Source organism: Mameliella sp. LZ-28, from assembly GCF_012274245.1.
GTDB lineage: Bacteria > Pseudomonadota > Alphaproteobacteria > Rhodobacterales > Rhodobacteraceae > Antarctobacter > Antarctobacter albus.
The window spans coordinates 390,671-406,715 of record NZ_JAANYX010000033.1 but is presented as its reverse complement, the minus strand read 5'-3'; the positions used below and the strand labels follow the sequence as shown (position 1 = coordinate 406,715).

Below are 16,045 nucleotides of genomic sequence, written 5' to 3'. Positions count from 1 at the left end.
ATGCCAAAAATCCAGCCGAAGCAATTGGTTGCTACGTCGGGGCGAGTTGTGCGCCGCCCCGTGCAGCCTGCGCGTGTGAGGGTGGCTCAGCCGGCGGTCTGGATCTGTTCCATCAGCGCCAGCGACCGCAGCAGGTGGTCGCGCATCCGGGCGCGCGCCGCCTCGGCATCCTGCGCGGCGATGGCCGCGACGATGGCGGCATGTTCGGTGATCGAGCGTTCGCGGTTGCGGTCGCCCGTCTCGCCGGGCGCGGCGGGCAGGGTGAGCCGCATCCGCGGGATCAGCAGCGGGCCAAGGTAGTCCAGAAGGTCGGACATGTAGGCATTGCCGCTGGCCGCCGCGATCTGGCTGTGAAACCGGAAATCGGCCTGCGCGGTCTCGGCGGGCGCGGCATGGGCAAAGGCCTCTGCGGCCGCCTCTATCGCGGCCAGTTGCGCGGGGTTGCGCCGCTCGGCGGCCAGCGAGGCGGCGACCGCCTCCAGCCCCAGCCGCAGTTCCAGCACTGCCTTGACGTCCGAGAGGGTCTCCGTGGGCGGCAGCGCGAAGGCTTCGGCGCGGGGCGGCAGATCGGCCACCACGGGCGCGCCATCCGCGCCTGGGCGCAGCAGGCCCCGCTCCGTCAGGTCGTCCAGTGCCTTGTCGATGACCGAGCCGACGGTCACGAATTCGGCCATCAGCGCCTCGCGGCTGCCGGGGCTGTCGCCCGGCGCCAGTGTCCCGGCGCGGATCTTTTCGGCCAGCGTATCGGCGACCTGGTCCGCGATCTTTTGCATCCAGAGCGCGCGGCGGGAGGTGGCGTGACTCATCCGTTGCCCTCCGCCCGGCGTTCATGCCGGATCGAGGCCAGCAGCGACAGGCCGATCAGGCAGGCGCCCAGAAGGCCGGTGATGACCTCCGGCACATGGGTCAGCGACTGGGCGAACATGATGATCGACAGCACCAGCACGGAATAGAAGGCCCCGTGTTCGAGGTAGCGGAACTGCGCCAGCGTCTTGCGTTCGACCAGCATGAGGGTCATCGACCGGACGTAGAAGGCGCCAATGCCCAGGCCGATGGCGATCAGGAACAGGTTCTGGGTCAGGGCAAAGGCGCCGATCACCCCGTCGAAACTGAACGAGGCATCCAGCACCTCGAGGTAGAGAAAGGCCCCGAGGCCCCCGGTCGCGGCGGTGCTGCGGCTTTGTTCGCTGGCATCCAGCACATGGCCCACCAGTTCCACGGCGAGGAAGGTCAGAAGCCCGCAGACCGAGGCAAAGAGGAACTCTGCCCCCTGGCCCGCCGGAAGGCTGACGGTGAATCCGACGGCGACGGCCAGCACCAGCGCCACCTCGATGCCACGGATCTCGGACCAGTCGCGCAGGCGGCTTTCCAGCGCCTTGACCCAGTCGACCTCTTTTTCCTCGTCCATGAAATAGCTCAGCGCGACCATCATCAGGAAGGTGCCGCCGAAGGCCGAGATCGACAGATGCGCCCCTTCCATGATGTGCGCGTATTCCTGCGGCTCGCGCGCGGCGAGGATCAGTGCCTCGATCGGGCCGATGCGGGCGGCGATGACCACCACCAGCAACGGAAAGACGATGCGCATCCCGAAGACGGCGATCAGGATGCCCCAGGTCAGGAAGCGGTGCTGCCATTCCGGCGTCATGTCCTTGAGCTTGTTGGCATTGACGATGGCATTGTCGAAGGACAGCGAGATTTCCAGCACCGCCAGCACCGCGCCGATCATCAGGAAGGACAGCGCGCCGCCCAGGTGGCCGGTGCTTTGCCAGCCCAGCCAGAAGGACAGGATCAGCCCGATCACGGTAAACCCGACCGGCCATTTGAAATAGGGCAGGAGGTCTTTCATGCGACGCTCTCGGGCAGGGTGTAGACCGGGTTCAGCAAAGGCTGACCGGCGAAATGCGCCCTGAGGTTGTCGACGACCGTCTGTGCCATCGCGTCCCGCGTTTCCACCGTGCCGCTGGCGTGGTGGGGGTAAAGCGTGACATTGGGCAGGGCGGTCAGCGCCGGGTCGGGGTTGGGTTCGTTCAGGTAGACATCAAGGCCCGCGTTGCCCAGCGTGCCGGAGGTCAGCGCGGCGATCAGGTCGGCCTCGTTCACCACGGATCCACGCGCGACGTTGATCAGCGTGCCTTGCGGTCCCAGTGCCTCCAGCACCTCGGCATTGATCATCCCCTCTGTTTCCGGCCCGCCTGGGACGATGACGATCAGGATGTCGGCCCATCGGGCCAGCTCCGTCACCGTCTCGAAATAGGCATGATCGACGGGTTTGGGCCTGCGGCTGTGATAGCCTAGGCAGACCCGGAAAGGGGTCAGGCGGCTGGCGATCGCTTTGCCGATGGTGCCCAGCCCGGCGATGCCCACCTTCTTGCCCTTGAGCGCCGACAGAAGCGGGTACATCCCCTTGCGGCCCCAGTCGCCGGATTTGACATAGTCATGCGCGGCCACCAGATCGCGGCGGCAGGCCAGCGTCAGCATCACGGCGGTATCGGCCACGTCGTCACAGAGCGCGTCGGAACTGTTGGTCAGGGCGATGCCTTTTTCACGCAGCGCCGCGTCGTCGATGGACTCGAACCCCGCCGAAGAGCAGCAGACGATTTCAAGGTTGGGCAGATGTTCAAGGTCGGCGCGGGTCAGCGCGGCATGGCCGTTGGTGACGATGCCCCGGCAGCGCGGACCGTGTTCCGCCAGGAAGCCCGCCTTGTCCTCGGCCTCGTCGAGCCGGTGCAGGGTATAGGCGGCCTCCAGCTGTTCCATCGCCCTGGGCCGGGCGGGGTAGAGAACCAGAACGTCTTCCTTGCTCATCACGAGGCCTCCTTCATTGCGTCCCGCGCCGCGCGCCGTTCGGCCTGTACCTCGGGGTCGGGGTGCAGCGAGGCGGCCATGAGGTTGCGGGTATATTTCATGCGCGGCGCGTCGAAGATCTGGGCGACGGGGCCCTGTTCGACGATCCGCCCGCCCTGCATCACCACCACCCTATGCGCGAAATCGCGCACCAGCGGCAGGTCATGGGCGATGAAGAGATAGCTCAACCCCAGCTCATCCTGGAGCCGGGTCAGCAGCTCGATCACCTGCGCCTGGATCGACACGTCCAGCGCCGAAACCGCCTCGTCGCAGACGATCAGTTTGGGTTCCAGCGCAAGCGCCCGGGCGATGGCGATCCGCTGCCGCTGTCCGCCCGAGAACTGGTGCGGGTAGCGATACATGTGATCGGCGCTCAGCCCCACCTGTTCCAGGAGGTCGCGCACCCGTTCCTTCCACCGCGGTTTGGGAAGGATGTCGGGATGGATGGCCCAGGCCTCGGAGATGATCTGGTAGACCGACATGCGCGGGTTGAGCGATTGCGTCGGGTCCTGGAACACCATCTGGATGTCGCGGCGCATCTCGAAGAGGTCGCGCGCGGGCATGGTGACAAGGTCGCGGCCCTGCCAGAGCGCTTCGCCCATGCTGGCCTCTTCGAGACGCAAGAGGCATTTCGCCAGGGTCGACTTGCCCGAGCCGCTTTCGCCGACGATGGCCACCGTTTCGCCGGGCAGGACCGTCAGGCTGGCGTTGTCCAGCGCGGCGAAGGCGCCGTAGTGCTTGCTCAGCCCGTTGATCTCGAGGATCGGCGCGATGCCGGTGTCCAGCGGCTGGGCCATGTCGCCGCCGCCGGGCACGGCGCCGATCAGTTTTTTCGTGTAGGGGTGGGCGGGGTTGCGATAAACCTCTGCCGCGCTGCCCGTCTCGACGATCTGGCCAGAGTTCATCACCACCACGCGGTCGGCGATTTCCGCCACCACGCCAAGGTCATGGGTGATGAGCAGAAGGCCCATGCCGGTCTCCTGCTGCAACTCCTCCAGCAGGGCGAGGATCTGCGCCTGCACGGTCACGTCCAGCGCGGTGGTGGGTTCGTCCGCGATCAGGATGTCGGGTTTCAGCGCCAGCGCCATCGCGATCATCAGGCGCTGCCGCTGGCCGCCGGAAAACTGGTGCGGGTAGGCGTCGACCTTGGTGGCGAAATCCGGGATGCCGACCCGTTCCAGCAGTTCCAGGCACCGGGCGCGCGCCTTGTCGGCGGGCCAGCCGTGCGCCGTCATGATCTCTTCGATCTGGAAGCCGACGGTATAGACCGGGTTCAGGTGGCTCAGCGGGTCCTGAAAGATCATGGCGATGCGCTTGCCGTTCAGTTGGCGGCGCTCTTCGCCGGACTTCTTCAGCAGGTCGGCGCCCTCGAAGAGGATCTCGCCCGTGACGATCTCTCCCGGCGGGCAGTCGATCAGGTTCATGATCGCCGAGGCCGAGACGGATTTGCCCGAGCCGCTTTCGCCCAGGATGGCCAGGCATTCGCCGCGGTCGAGGTGCCAGCTGACATCGCGGACGGCATGGACGGTGCCTTGGGCGGTGTGGAAATCGACGGTGAGGTTTCGGACCTCCAGCAGGTGGCTCATTTCTTCTTCCTCGCGATTTCAAGCCGCCAGCGTTGCACCGGGTCCAGCGCGGTGCGCATCCAGTTCGACAGCAGGTTCAGCGACAGGGTGGTGAGGATGATGGCAAGGCCGGGCATGAAGGACAGCCACCAGGCGTTGGTCAGGTAGGGGCGGCCCTGGGCGACCATCAGGCCCCAGGTGATCTCGGGCGGCTGGATGCCGATGCCGAGGAAAGAAAGGGACGACTCGGCGAGCATGACAAAGGCGAAATCCAGCGTCGCGATGGTCACCAGCGTCGGGAAGACGACGGGCAGGATGTGGCGAAAGACGATCCGCCAGGTCGAGGCGCCCATGACCTGGGCGGCCTGCACGAACATGCGTTCGCGGATCTCCAGCACCTCGGCACGGGTGGTGCGCAGGTAGACGGGGATGCGGGTGATCGCCAGCACGATGATCAGGTTCGTGACCGAGGGCGACAGCATGTAGAGCACGATCACGGCGAGCAGCAGCGAGGGGAAGGACATGATCACGTCCGCCAGCCGCATGATGACCTGGCTGCCCATTTTCGAGGTGTAGCCGGCGATCAGGCCCAGCCCGGTGCCGATGGCCATCGAAAACAGGACCGCGCCGGCGGCCACCATCATGGTGTTCTGCGCCGCAACGATGATCCGGGCCAGCAGCGGGCGGCCCAGGGCGTCGCCGCCCAACCAGAATTTCCAGTCCTTCGAGAAGTCGAAGGGCGGCGCATTGCGGCCGCGCAGGTTGTTGCGCATGGCCTGATCTTCAAGGAACATCGGCCCGAAGATCGCGCAGAGCACGATGACCGTCAGGAAGATCGCGGCACAGAGCGCGAACTTGTCACGCCAGAGCATCTTGAGGATCGACAGCCAGGCGGGCGGGGTCTCGGGGATGGTCCCGGAGTTCTCGGAGACGGCCATTGGATCAGTACCGGATGCGCGGATCGAGCACCGCGTAGAGGATGTCGATCAGGATGTTCATGAGGAAGATGGCGACGGCGGTGACGAAGATCGCTGCCAGCACCACGGTGAAATCGCGCTGCAGGATCGAGTCGATCATCAGCTTGCCGACGCCGGGAAAGCCAAAGACCGTCTCGACCACCACGGCGCCGTTCAAGAGTGCCGCCGCCTGATCGCCGATGACGGTGATGACCGGCAGCATGGCGTTGCGCAGCGCGTGGACAAAGATGATCGGGCGGTTCCTGACGCCCTTGGCGCGGGCGGTCTTGACGTAGGCCGAGCTGAGCGCGGTGATCATCGAGCCGCGCACGATCTGCAGGATCAGGCCGAAGGGGCGGATGAACAGGACCGAGATCGGCAGGATCCAGTGCCAGACCGATCCCGTGCCGGAGGTCGGCACCCAGCCCAGGTTGACCGAGAAGATGACGATGGCGACGATGGCGATCCAGAAATCCGGGGCGCTGGCGCCGATCAGGGAAAAGAAGGTGGCGATGCGGTCGAAGAGGCCGCCGACCTTGAAGGCGGCAAGACTGCCCAGGACGATGGCCGCGGCGGTGACAAGCGCCATCGTGATCACGGCCAGTTGCAGCGTCCAGACAAAGGCGCGCAGGACCGCGTCCAGCGCCGGTTCCGATCGGCGGATCGACTCTCCGAAATCGAGGCGGATGAGGTCGCCGACATAGCGGCCGAACTGGACGATCAGCGGATCGTTGAGCCCGTGCAGCTCGCGGAACTGTTCGCGCGATTCAAGCGAGGCATCGACCGGCAGGTAGAGCGTGGTCGGATCGCCGGTCAGGCGCGAGAGGAAGAAGACCAGGACGATCAAGGCGACAAGCGAGATGGCGCTGGCAATGGCGCGTTGTCCGAGAAAGCTTTTCATGGGGGCGGCCTTGATGCTGTGCCGGGGGCAGGGGACCCGCCCCCGGCGTTGCGGGAACCTTACTTGAAGGCGATCTGCGACAGCTGGAGTTCGCTGTTCGTCTTGATGGTGGGGGCAAAGTCCAGGCGCGTGTTCACGCGGGAAAAGCCGACCATGTGGAACAGCAGCACGTCGGTGACGGCCTCGCCGTGGATATAGGCAAAAAGCTCGCTCCACAGCTGTTCGCGCTTGTCGCCGGTTGCGGCGGTTGCGGCGGCGATCATGTCGTCGATCGTGGCGTCGGTGGTGCCGGACTGCAGGCCGTCCGAATGGTACTTGAAGTACATCGAGAAGACCGGGTCGCCGTTGGCGTTGTCATGCATCGCCTGCACCATCGTAGGGCCGCGATCCTCGGCGAAGGGCTTGGAGTAGAAGTTCTCCCACTCGGCCACCTCGTACATCTGCAGCTCCATGTTGAAGCCCACATCCTGGAACATCTGGAGCATCGCCTCCATCGTCTCCAGCACGTTGCCGAAGTTGTTGGTCCGCCCGATCAGGGTGATGGTCTGGTCGACCGGCACGCCGTCGGCCTCGGCCTCTGCCAGCAGGGCCTTGGCCTTGTCCGGGTCATAGGCATAGGGCGTCAGGTCGTGGTTGTAGCCAATGGTCGAGGGCGGTGTCATGCCCGTGGCCAAGAGGGTGCCATCGGCGAGGATCGTGCCGATGAATGCCTCGCGGTCGACGGCATGGTTCAGCGCCTGGCGCACCCGCACGTCGTTCAGGGGAGCGGTCATGTTGTCGACCCGCAGGTAGACGGTTTCCGAGTTCGGATAGGAATAGTCCATGTCCGGATCGGTGGCGTCCTGCAGGGCGATGTTCGGCGCGATGTCGGCCTCGCCGGTTTTGACCATCGCGGCGCGCACGGCGCTGTCCGAGCGGAAGACATAGGTCGCGCTTTGCACCACGGGCGCGTCGCCCCAGTAGTCGTCGCGCACGCTCAGCTTGATGTTCTGGCCGACGTTGTATTCGTCGAAGGTATAGGGACCGGTGCCGATGGGCGTGTCGACAAAGCTGTCCATCGGGGTTTCCGAGGGCACCACCGTCATGGTCGACATCAGCAGCGGCAAGATCGGCTGGGCCGGGTCCGCGGTGATGTCGATGGTGTGTTCGTCGACGATCTCGGTGGTGATTTCCATGCCGCCAAAGAACTTGGCGCCGATCTCGCAGACGATGGCGTCGCCGGTGGTCCGCGCGATGGAATGGGCCACGTCCTCGGCGCCGAATGTGGTGCCGTCCGAGAAGGTCACACCCTCACGCAGGGCAAAACGCCAGGTGCCGCCGCCCATGTCTTCCCAGCTGGTGGCCAGGCGCGGTTGCAGGCCCTCGCCCGGAACCAGCTCGGTCACGGTTTCAGAGATGTTCTGCTGGATGACGCGGCCGATGTTGGACCGCGAGGTCATGCAGGGTTCGACAACGTCCAGTTCCTCGGACAGGACGATGGTGACGGAATTGTCCTGCGCCAGCGCCGAACCGGCGATGGTTGATGCAAGAAGCGCCGCGCTGATGCGGCCGAACTTGTGGGTCATGGTTCTCCTCCCTATTCCCCGAATACCGGCACCCCTGACGGGCGCCTCTTTTCCGACCCGGTTCACTGCCGGGATCGGTATTTCATTCAGGGTACGCCTCTGCGCCCCGATGTATATTCCAATCTTGAATTGATATGATCCACAAATTGGATCACTGTATGGCAACACGCTGCAAGGCTGCAGGAGGCGTCGTCTTGGCCAGGGCCGGTTTCGATCTTTACCAGTTGCGCTGTTTCGTGGCGGTGGCCGAAGAGCTGAATTTTCGCCGCGCGGCAGAGCGTTTGAACATCACCCAGCCGCCCTTGTCGCGGCAGATCCAGATGCTGGAACACGCGCTGGGCGAACAGCTGTTCGAGCGGTCCAACCGCGCGGTGCGCCTGACCCCGGCGGGGGACAGTCTGCTGGCCAGCGCCGGTGACATCCTGCAGCGGGCCGAACACGCGGCGCTGATGGTGCGTCAGGCCGCGCGGGGCGAGGCGGGGGACGTGGCGCTGGGCTTTGTGCCCTCGGCGGCCATCGACTTTGTGCCCCGCCTGGTCTCGGAGGTGCGCCGGACCCTGCCGCATGTCACGGTCAAGCCGATCGAGATGATGAGCTACGAGATCAACCAGGCGCTGCTGTCCGGGCGGCTGGACCTGGGGCTGACGCGAACCGCGCGCCGCCATGCCGAGATTGAGAGCACGCTGGTGGTCAGCGAGCCCTTCGTGCTGGCGATTCCGGCCGATCATCCGCTGGCCGGCAAGGCGCAGCCCGGTCTGGGTGATCTCGACGGGCTGCCCTTCGTCGGCTATTCCGCCGACCGCGGCGGGTTCCTGCGCGAGATGCTGGGCGCGGCTTTGGCGACCGAGGGGGTGACGCCCACGACCGTGCTGGAGGTCAGCCAGACGATTTCCGTGCTGGCCCTGGTCAACCGGGGGCTGGGGCTGGCGCTGGTGCCCAAGTCGGCGCAGACGGTGCAGATGGCCAACCTGGCCTACCGCGAGATCGTGACACCGGACCAGCTGCGCTCGACCCTTTATCTGACTGCCGGGCCGAAGCGGCTGGAAACGCCGCTGTACCACCGGCTGAAAGCGGCGACGCTGCGGTCTCTGGAGCCGTTTCGCTGAGGCGCTGCTCATAGGACGGGCCGCCGGCGCGCGCTTTGCGCCATCAGGATGGTGGCGACGAAGATCACCAGTGCCCCGATCCAGGTGGACATGGCCACCACCTGCCCGAAGAACAGGTAGCCCAGTGCCGCCACGAAGGGCAGGCGCAGGAAATCCACCGGCCCGATCAAGGAGGCCTCGGCGTAGTAAAAGGCGCGGGTGACGCAGGTCATGGCCAGCGCCCCCAGCACACCCTGCACCGCCAGCAGCCCCCATTGCGCCAGCGTCGGGTTGGACCAGACGAAGGCGGCGGGAATGGCGGCGACGGGCACGGTGGCGATCAGGTTCCAGGCGACCAGCGTTTCCGTCGAATCGCGGGCGGACATGGGTTTGAGGATCAGCTGGATCAGCGCCGTCAGCAGGGCGCCCAGCAGCGCGAATTGCAGCCCCAGGGAGATGCCCGTGTCGCTGCCCGGGTTCAGCACGATCAGCACCCCGGCGAATCCCACCGCCACCGCGGCGATCCGCAGCGCGCGGGGCCGTTCCGACAGGAACAGCCAGGCCCCGATGGTGACAAAGATGGGTGCGGTAAAGGCGATGGCGGTCACGATCGCAAGCGGCGCTGTGGCGAAGGCCACGAAATAGGCCAGCAGCGAGGCCAGTTTCAGCGCCGCGCGCAGGAAGTGCCGGAAATGATAGTTGGATTTCAGCATCCCGGGCCGTGACAGAATCCACGGAAGGACCACCAGCAAGCCAAAGAGTGAACGTGTAAACCCCATGACGAAGGGGTGCACCTCTGGGCTGAGTTGCCGTACGAGCACCGCGTCCACGGCCCCCAGCGCCGAGGCCAGCATCATGAGGCTGACACCCAGCAGCTCTTTCTGATCGCTTCTCAACCCCCACCGGCCTCCTCCTGCCAGGCTTGGCAGCGGGCGACGGATGGGCCGCCCGGCTGATGGCGCTGACTGTCACAGCGTTGCCTTGAATTGTCAAATTATTTCGAGAGAGGAGGTGGATTGAGAAATTTTTACTCAGAAAGAGTGTTTAAAAACAATGTTTTGTGTAATGCGTTCCCGGATTTCTGCGCTGCGTGAGCGCCTCATTCAACTTGACAACTTTGGAAAATTGGCTGAACTCTTGCGCCTATCGAGGCCCCGGAGAAAGGACGGCGAGATCATGCAAGCCACGCCCACCCCGCAGGAAATCGCCTCTGGCATGGACGGGCTCCTTCGGCCCGATTCGGCTGGTGGGGCGCAGGCGCTCCTGCCCTCACCCTGTGTCCAGAATCACGCCGCGTTCCTGTCGCTGGGCGATGACGGTCTGTCCTGCCTCTGGTTCGGCGGCTCGTTGGAGGGGAAATCGGATATCTCGATCTGGCGGTCGCTGCTGCGTGACGGGACATGGAGCGCGGCGGAGAGACTGACCGACGATCCCGACCGGTCCGAGCAGAACCCGGTGCAGTTCGACGCGCCGGACGGGCGGCGGCTGATCCTGCACACGGCGCAGCCCGGCGGAAACCAGGATCAATGCGTCGTGCGGATGCGCGAGGAGGGCGGGGCGCCACGCGACCTGTCGCTGCCGCGCGGCACCTTCATCCGCGCGCCCATCGTCGTGCGCGGGGACGGCGCCTGGCTGATGGGACTGTTCCGCTGTGTCTCGCGCCCCGGCGAACGCTGGACGGGCAGCCATGACACTGCCGCCTTGGCGATCAGCGAGGACGCGGGCGAGACATGGCGCGTGGTGGATGTGCCCGGCTCGATGGGGTGTGTGCACATGACGCCGGTGGTGCTGGGGCCGGATCACCTGGCCGCCTTCTTTCGCCGGCGCCAGTCGGATCACGTCTATCGCACCGAAAGCCGGGATGGCGGCGAAAGCTGGAGCGCGCCTGTCGCCACGGATGTGCCTAACAACAATTCCTCGATCTCCGTCATCCGCTTGGCGGACGGGCGGCTGGCGATGGCCTGCAACCCGGTCAACGCCGAGATGTATCCCGAAGCGCGACGCGAGTCGCTCTATGACGAGCTTGGCGCGGGCGACGACCGGCCCAATGCGGCGGGCGGCTGCAACCCGATCTGGGGGGTGCCGCGTGCACCCATGGTCGTTGCCCTGTCCAGCGATGGCGGGTTGACCTTCCCCGACCGGCGCGTGGTCGAAGAGGGACCGGGCGCCTGCCTGTCCAACAATTCCATAGACGGCGAGAACAGCGAGATGTCCTATCCCGCGCTGCTGCAGGACGCGGACGGCACGCTGCATCTCGCCTATACATACCACCGGCGCGCGATCAAATACGTGCGGCTGGGCACAGACTGGCTGGAGGGCTGAATGATCGGCATCACGATGGGCGACCCGGCGGGGGTGGGCCCGGAAATCATCCTCAAGGCGGTGGCGGCCATGTCGCCCGAGGAGCGGGCGCAGACCCGGATATTCGGCTGCCTGACCACGCTGCGCGCGGCAGAGGAGGCCGTCTATTCCGGCCTTGACCTGGATAGCGACGTGGCGGTGACGGACATCCCCGTAGAAGGCGCGCCGCTGCCCTGGGGGCAGGCGGATGCGCGCGGCGGCGATGCGGCCTTCCGCTTCATGCAGGCGGCGGTGGCGGCGGCGCTGACGGATGAGATCGGCTGCATCGTGACCGCACCGCTGAACAAGGCGGCGCTGAACGCGGCGGGGCATCACTATGACGGGCATACGGGCATGCTGGCGCATCTGACCGACACGCCGAAGGCCTGGATGATCCTGGCCTCCGAGCGGCTGAAGGTGGTGCACAACTCGACCCATGTGTCCCTGCGCGACGCCATCGACCGCGCCACGCCCGAGGCGCTGCTGGAGACGATCCGGGTGGGCAACGCGCATCTCAAGCGGTTGGGCTATGACGCGCCGCGTATCGCCGTGGCGGGGATCAACCCGCATTGTGGCGAAGGCGGACTTTTCGGGACAGAGGACGACACGCAGGTCGTTCCGGCGGTCAAGGCGGCGCAGGCCGAGGGCATCGACGTGGCCGGCCCGGTGCCCGCTGATACGCTGTTCCACCGCGCCTATTCGGGCGAGTTCGATTTGGTCGTCGCGCAGTATCATGACCAGGGGCATATCCCGGTCAAGCTGGTGGCCTTCGACACGGCGGTGAACGTCTCGCTGGGCCTGCCCATCGACCGGACCTCTGTCGATCACGGCACCGCCTTCGACATCGCGGGCAAGGGCATCGCGAGCCACGAGAACCTTGAAAAGGCCATCGCCTACGCGCGCAAGTTGGCCGCGGGGAGGGGACAATGACCCATGCCATAGAGGGGGTGCATTGCGCCGCCGCCACGCCTGTCACGCCCGAGGGGCAGCCGAACCTTGCGCTCTTTGCCGAGCACTGCCGGTTGCTGCTGGAAGAGGGCTGTCACGGCATCGCCATGCTGGGCACCACGGGCGAGGCGAACAGTTTCGGCATCGCGGACCGCATGGCGCTGGTCGAGGCGGCGGTCGACCATGGCGTGCCCGCCGGGGCGCTGTTGCCCGGCACGTCCTCGCCCTCGGTCGCGGACACGATCACGCTGACGCGGCACGCGGTGGAGGCGGGCTGCAAGGGCGTCGTCCTGCTGCCGCCCTACTACTACAAGGGGGTCAGCGACGAGGGGCTGTTCCGTTTCTATGCCCGGGTGATCGAAGGCATCGGTTCGGACGCTTTGCGGGTGGTGCTCTACCACATCCCGCAGGTGACGCAGGTGCCGCTGGGGCATGAGTTGATCGCGCGGCTGATGGATAGCTTTCCGGGGATCGTCTGCGGGATCAAGGACAGTTCCGGCGACATGGACAACATGACAGAGCTGTGCCGCCGCTTTCCCGATCTCGGTGTTCTGGCGGGCGCGGACCCGTTGATGCTGCCCCTGCTCAAGGTCGGCGGCGCGGGCTGCATCACCGCCACGTCGAACCTGCGGTCCGACGCGCTGCGCGTCGTCTGGGAGGGGTGGAACGATCCGGCGAAGGCCGATGAGGTCGCTGCCGCGCAGGACCGGATCAACGACTGGCGGACATTGACCAATGCCTATGTCCAGCTGCCCACGGTCAAGGCCATGCTGGCGCGCTCGCGCGATGACCTGGGCTGGCTGAACCTGATGCCGCCCCTCGTGGAACTGGGCGAGGCAGAGCGGCGGGCGGTCTGGCTCAAGATGGAACAACTGGGCGGCTGAGGGAGGCACTCATGGAACTTTCACGCGCAATCACCTTGCATCTGCCCAAACGCTTTGAGGTGGGGCAGGGCACGGCGGCCCGGCTGGGCGCCTGGGCCGGTGAGGTCCGGACGCTTGTCATCGCGCAGCCTGTGACTGCCGGGATGGTGGACAGGCTGGGCCTGGCGGGCGCTGTGCAGGTTTTCGACGGGGTACAGCCCGAACCCAAGGATACGGACCTGGACGCGGCGCTGGTGGTGGCGCGCGACTTCCGGCCTGACCTCGTGGTGGGGTTGGGCGGCGGATCGGTCATGGATGTGGCCAAGCTGGTGGCGGCGCTCTGGGATTCCGACCAGGGGCTGACCGAGGTGGCGGGGCCGAACAAGGTGGCGCAAAAGTGCTCGCTGCTGGCGCAGGTGGCGACGACTGCCGGGACCGGGTCCGAGGGCGGTATCCGCGCGCTTGTGACCTCGACAGAGACGGGCATGAAGGTGGCGGTCGAAAGCCCGCACATGGCCGCCGACATCGCCATCCTGGACCCCGACCTGACGATGACAGTGCCGCCCGCGGTGACCGCCGCCACCGGGGTGGACGCGCTGGCCCATTGTGTCGAAGCCTTTACCAACATCAACGCCCATCCGCTGATCGACGATTACGCCCGCATGGGTATCCGGCTGGCCGGGCAGTTCCTGCGCCGTGCGGTGACGGATGGCACCGACGGCGAGGCGCGGGCCGGGATGCTGCTGTCGTCCTTTTACGGCGGGCTCTGCCTTGGGCCGGTCAACACCGCCGCGGGACATGCGCTGGCCTATCCGCTGGGGACGCGGGCGGGGATTCCGCACGGGCTGTCGGTGGCCTTGCTCTTTGCCGATGTGCTGGCCTTCAACGCGCCCGCCGTGCCGGGCAAGACGGGTGAAGTGCTGGCGGCACTCGGCCTGCCTGCCACCGACGACCCGGCACAGATCCGGGCCAGTGTCGCGGGCTATTGTGCGGACCTGGGGATCGAGATGTCGATGCAGGCCAACGGCGCCAAGGAAAGCGACCTGCGCGCCTGGGCCGAAGAGGCCCACGGCATCCGCCGCCTGATGGACAACAACCCGCGCGACATGAGCGTCGACGAGGTCGAAGCCATCTATCGCGCGGCGTTCTGAGCCCTCAACCAGCCTCACCGCGATGCGGGCGGCCGGTGAACAGCCGGTCGCGTGAGCCTTGCAGGTGGGCGCGCATCAGGGTGCGGGCCTCTTCGGCGCGGCGGTCGCGGATCGCCTCGTAGATTTCCCGGTGCTCGGCATAGACGGCGGCCAGGCCGTTGTTCGACGCCTTGAGCGAGATGCCGTGGAACTGCATCCCCACGGCGATATGTTCCTCCAGCGCTTCCATCGCGGTGGCGAAATACTGGTTGCCGCTGGCGCGTGCGATGGCGCAGTGAAAGGCGAAATCCGCGTCCTCGCGGTGGCGCGACTGTTCGGTGGCGTCGCGCATCAGTTTCAGCGCGGCCTCGATCGCCGCCAGCCCGGCGGCATCGTGGCGGTCCGCGGCGCTGGCGGCGGCCTCGGGCTCCAGCGTCAGGCGGAATTCGTAGCAGCGTTCCAGGTCGGCGATGCTTTGCAGGTTGCCGAAACCCAGCGGTTCGCGCAGGCCGGACTGGCGCACGAAGCTGCCCGCCCCGCGCCGGGAATAGATGAACCCCTGTTCGCGCAGCTTGCGCAGCGCCTCGCGGATCGTGGGGCGCGAGACCTGGAACTCGGCGGCGAGGTCGTTTTCCGTCGGCAGACGCTCGTTCTCGCCATAGGCGCCGGACTTGATCGAACGCACGAGCTTGTCAAAAACGTCCTCGGACAGGCTCTTGCGCTTGGTGCGGGTGGTCTTGTCAGCCATGCGCCCGCGCTCCTTCAGTCATGGCGGCAAGGCGCAGGAACGTGTCGGGGGTGCCGAAACCGCCGGACTTGGTCACGATGCTGCGGGGACCGACCCGGCAGCAGGGCAGGCCGGGCAGGATCTCGCCCGCCACGGTCATGACGTCGATGCCCATTGCATCCAGCGCCGCCTCGGCGGTGGCGCCGCCGGTGATGACCACCGTGCCCGCCCGGTCGAGCCAGGGCGCGAGGCCGCCGGCAAAACGCTGGGCAGCTTCGGCGGGCGGAGTTTCGGGGCCGTCCGTCATCTGGATCAGCGTCACCGGCGCAGCGTTGTTCGGGGGCGGCGGAACGACCCCGGCGGGCGCCGTGACATGCACAAGGGCGGGCCGCGCGGCGCGCACGGCGGCGACCTGTTCCAGCGTGATCGGATCGGTAGAGCCGACGGCGATGGTCAGCGGGCCATCCAGGTGCTGCACGGGCGCAGGCGGCTGGTCGCCGCGCAGCGCCAGCGCGAGGCCGCGCGCGCCGACAAGGATCGTGCCGGGGGCTGCGGCGGCAAGGGCGGCGCGCATGTCCTCTGCCGTGAGGGTGTCGGGGATCGTGGCGGGCCGTCCGCCAAGGGCGGCGGCCACGTCGATGGGGGTGTCCACGCCAAAGCCGCTGACCTGGCCCGCGCGCACGATCCGCCCGAAATCGGGGATCGCCGGGGCCACCAGCAGCGGGCGGTCCGGAAGGGCCGAAAGCTCTGCCGCGATGTTGCCCTTGAGCCGCGAATCCACCTTCTTGAACAGGCGGATGCCCCCGGGCAGCGAGGCCAGCACACGGGCCACCCTTGCGCGCGCCTGCTCTGCCGGGATCTCGCGGGAGCGGGTCGAAACGGCGAGGATATCGTGCGGATGTTCCAACGCCCGATCCAGCGCCGCGACGCTGGTGGCGACAACGACCCGCGCAGGCCCGGCCAGCGGCGCCGCGCTGTCGAGCGCGCCGGTCAGGTCGTCGGCGATGATGGCGGTGTCCTGCATCTGCTACGGGCCAGGTAAATTTGTCTGATCTTCTTACGATTTTGTTTTTAGGTCAAGGCCTTGTTGTCTTGAATGTGTAAGGTTTTCGGGCAGCTGT

Annotated in this window: 15 protein-coding genes; 5 read left to right on the top strand and 10 right to left on the bottom strand. The window is 66.6% G+C overall.

Annotation, left to right across the window (positions count from 1 at the left end; translation table 11 throughout):
• Window positions 1-86 precede the first annotated feature (86 nt).
• The 7 genes from G9Q80_RS19960 to G9Q80_RS19930 are packed head-to-tail and all read right to left on the bottom strand — an operon-like array spanning window position 87 to window position 7,831.
• The gene (locus G9Q80_RS19960) at window positions 87-806 is read right to left on the bottom strand and encodes a FadR/GntR family transcriptional regulator (protein ID WP_069210020.1); all 720 of its coding nucleotides are present in this window, start codon (window positions 804-806) and stop codon (window positions 87-89) included.
• Window positions 803-1,846 (bottom strand): DUF475 domain-containing protein, encoded by a 1,044-nt coding sequence (locus G9Q80_RS19955; protein ID WP_088671703.1) that lies wholly within the window; start codon window positions 1,844-1,846, stop codon window positions 803-805. Before G9Q80_RS19955 ends, G9Q80_RS19960 begins: the two co-directional genes overlap by 4 nt.
• The gene (locus tag G9Q80_RS19950) at window positions 1,843-2,805 is read right to left on the bottom strand and encodes a 2-hydroxyacid dehydrogenase (RefSeq protein WP_088715744.1); all 963 of its coding nucleotides are present in this window, start codon (window positions 2,803-2,805) and stop codon (window positions 1,843-1,845) included. The genes G9Q80_RS19955 and G9Q80_RS19950 overlap by 4 nt, the downstream gene beginning before the upstream one ends.
• Window positions 2,805-4,430 carry an ABC transporter ATP-binding protein gene (locus G9Q80_RS19945; RefSeq protein WP_088715745.1) on the bottom strand — a complete coding sequence of 542 codons (1,626 nt, stop codon included), beginning with the start codon at window positions 4,428-4,430 and terminating at the stop codon, window positions 2,805-2,807. The genes G9Q80_RS19950 and G9Q80_RS19945 overlap by 1 nt, the downstream gene beginning before the upstream one ends.
• The gene (locus tag G9Q80_RS19940) at window positions 4,427-5,347 is read right to left on the bottom strand and encodes an ABC transporter permease (RefSeq protein WP_088715746.1); all 921 of its coding nucleotides are present in this window, start codon (window positions 5,345-5,347) and stop codon (window positions 4,427-4,429) included. Before G9Q80_RS19940 ends, G9Q80_RS19945 begins: the two co-directional genes overlap by 4 nt.
• 4 nt (window positions 5,348-5,351) lie before the next feature.
• Window positions 5,352-6,266 (bottom strand): ABC transporter permease, encoded by a 915-nt coding sequence (locus G9Q80_RS19935; protein ID WP_043143968.1) that lies wholly within the window; start codon window positions 6,264-6,266, stop codon window positions 5,352-5,354.
• A gap of 59 nt (window positions 6,267-6,325) precedes the next feature.
• The gene (locus G9Q80_RS19930; protein ID WP_088715747.1) at window positions 6,326-7,831 is read right to left on the bottom strand and encodes an ABC transporter substrate-binding protein; all 1,506 of its coding nucleotides are present in this window, start codon (window positions 7,829-7,831) and stop codon (window positions 6,326-6,328) included.
• A gap of 194 nt (window positions 7,832-8,025) precedes the next feature.
• Between G9Q80_RS19930 and G9Q80_RS19925 the strand changes: the two genes are divergently transcribed.
• Complete coding sequence (locus tag G9Q80_RS19925) at window positions 8,026-8,937, top strand: LysR family transcriptional regulator (RefSeq protein ID WP_168246572.1); 912 nt, start codon at window positions 8,026-8,028, stop codon at window positions 8,935-8,937.
• An 8-nt stretch (window positions 8,938-8,945) separates the two neighbouring features.
• Here G9Q80_RS19925 and G9Q80_RS19920 read toward each other — a convergent pair whose 3' ends face one another.
• The gene (locus G9Q80_RS19920; protein WP_223306241.1) at window positions 8,946-9,812 is read right to left on the bottom strand and encodes a DMT family transporter; all 867 of its coding nucleotides are present in this window, start codon (window positions 9,810-9,812) and stop codon (window positions 8,946-8,948) included.
• Between the two features lie 280 nt (window positions 9,813-10,092).
• Here G9Q80_RS19920 and G9Q80_RS19915 point away from each other — a divergent pair, with 280 nt between their 5' ends.
• Genes G9Q80_RS19915 through G9Q80_RS19900 form a run of 4 tightly spaced genes read left to right on the top strand, consistent with a single transcriptional unit; the run spans window position 10,093 to window position 14,218 of the window.
• Window positions 10,093-11,238: a sialidase family protein gene (locus G9Q80_RS19915; RefSeq protein WP_088715749.1), complete on the top strand. Its 1,146-nt coding sequence runs from the start codon at window positions 10,093-10,095 to the stop codon at window positions 11,236-11,238.
• Complete coding sequence (pdxA, locus tag G9Q80_RS19910; protein WP_088715750.1) at window positions 11,239-12,186, top strand: 4-hydroxythreonine-4-phosphate dehydrogenase PdxA; 948 nt, start codon at window positions 11,239-11,241, stop codon at window positions 12,184-12,186.
• Window positions 12,183-13,088: a dihydrodipicolinate synthase family protein gene (locus G9Q80_RS19905; RefSeq protein ID WP_088715751.1), complete on the top strand. Its 906-nt coding sequence runs from the start codon at window positions 12,183-12,185 to the stop codon at window positions 13,086-13,088. Before pdxA ends, G9Q80_RS19905 begins: the two co-directional genes overlap by 4 nt.
• An 11-nt stretch (window positions 13,089-13,099) precedes the next feature.
• On the top strand, window positions 13,100-14,218 hold the full coding sequence (locus tag G9Q80_RS19900; RefSeq protein WP_088715752.1) for an iron-containing alcohol dehydrogenase: 1,119 nt from the start codon (window positions 13,100-13,102) through the stop codon (window positions 14,216-14,218).
• Between the two features lie 4 nt (window positions 14,219-14,222).
• Here G9Q80_RS19900 and G9Q80_RS19895 read toward each other — a convergent pair whose 3' ends face one another.
• Together G9Q80_RS19895 and G9Q80_RS19890 are read right to left on the bottom strand one after the other, a co-directional pair.
• On the bottom strand, window positions 14,223-14,945 hold the full coding sequence (locus tag G9Q80_RS19895) for a FadR/GntR family transcriptional regulator (RefSeq protein WP_088715753.1): 723 nt from the start codon (window positions 14,943-14,945) through the stop codon (window positions 14,223-14,225).
• Window positions 14,938-15,948, bottom strand: a complete 1,011-nt coding sequence (locus tag G9Q80_RS19890; protein ID WP_088715754.1) for a four-carbon acid sugar kinase family protein — start codon at window positions 15,946-15,948, stop codon at window positions 14,938-14,940. The genes G9Q80_RS19895 and G9Q80_RS19890 overlap by 8 nt, the downstream gene beginning before the upstream one ends.
• Window positions 15,949-16,045 lie beyond the last annotated feature (97 nt).

Excerpts from the sequence above, each read along its gene's own strand:
- G9Q80_RS19895 (WP_088715753.1), bottom strand. The coding sequence starts at position 14,945 with ATGGCTGACAAGACCACCCGCACCAAGCGCAAGAGCCTGTCCGAGGAC.
- G9Q80_RS19940 (WP_088715746.1), bottom strand. The coding sequence starts at position 5,347 with ATGGCCGTCTCCGAGAACTCCGGGACCATCCCCGAGACCCCGCCCGCC.
- G9Q80_RS19935 (WP_043143968.1), bottom strand. The coding sequence starts at position 6,266 with ATGAAAAGCTTTCTCGGACAACGCGCCATTGCCAGCGCCATCTCGCTT.
- G9Q80_RS19905 (WP_088715751.1), top strand. The coding sequence starts at position 12,183 with ATGACCCATGCCATAGAGGGGGTGCATTGCGCCGCCGCCACGCCTGTC.
- G9Q80_RS19930 (WP_088715747.1), bottom strand. The coding sequence starts at position 7,831 with ATGACCCACAAGTTCGGCCGCATCAGCGCGGCGCTTCTTGCATCAACC.
- G9Q80_RS19900 (WP_088715752.1), top strand. The coding sequence starts at position 13,100 with ATGGAACTTTCACGCGCAATCACCTTGCATCTGCCCAAACGCTTTGAG.
- G9Q80_RS19955 (WP_088671703.1), bottom strand. The coding sequence starts at position 1,846 with ATGAAAGACCTCCTGCCCTATTTCAAATGGCCGGTCGGGTTTACCGTG.
- pdxA (WP_088715750.1), top strand. The coding sequence starts at position 11,239 with ATGATCGGCATCACGATGGGCGACCCGGCGGGGGTGGGCCCGGAAATC.
- G9Q80_RS19890 (WP_088715754.1), bottom strand. The coding sequence starts at position 15,948 with ATGCAGGACACCGCCATCATCGCCGACGACCTGACCGGCGCGCTCGAC.
- G9Q80_RS19950 (WP_088715744.1), bottom strand. The coding sequence starts at position 2,805 with ATGAGCAAGGAAGACGTTCTGGTTCTCTACCCCGCCCGGCCCAGGGCG.
- G9Q80_RS19945 (WP_088715745.1), bottom strand. The coding sequence starts at position 4,430 with ATGAGCCACCTGCTGGAGGTCCGAAACCTCACCGTCGATTTCCACACC.
- G9Q80_RS19915 (WP_088715749.1), top strand. The coding sequence starts at position 10,093 with ATGCAAGCCACGCCCACCCCGCAGGAAATCGCCTCTGGCATGGACGGG.
- G9Q80_RS19960 (WP_069210020.1), bottom strand. The coding sequence starts at position 806 with ATGAGTCACGCCACCTCCCGCCGCGCGCTCTGGATGCAAAAGATCGCG.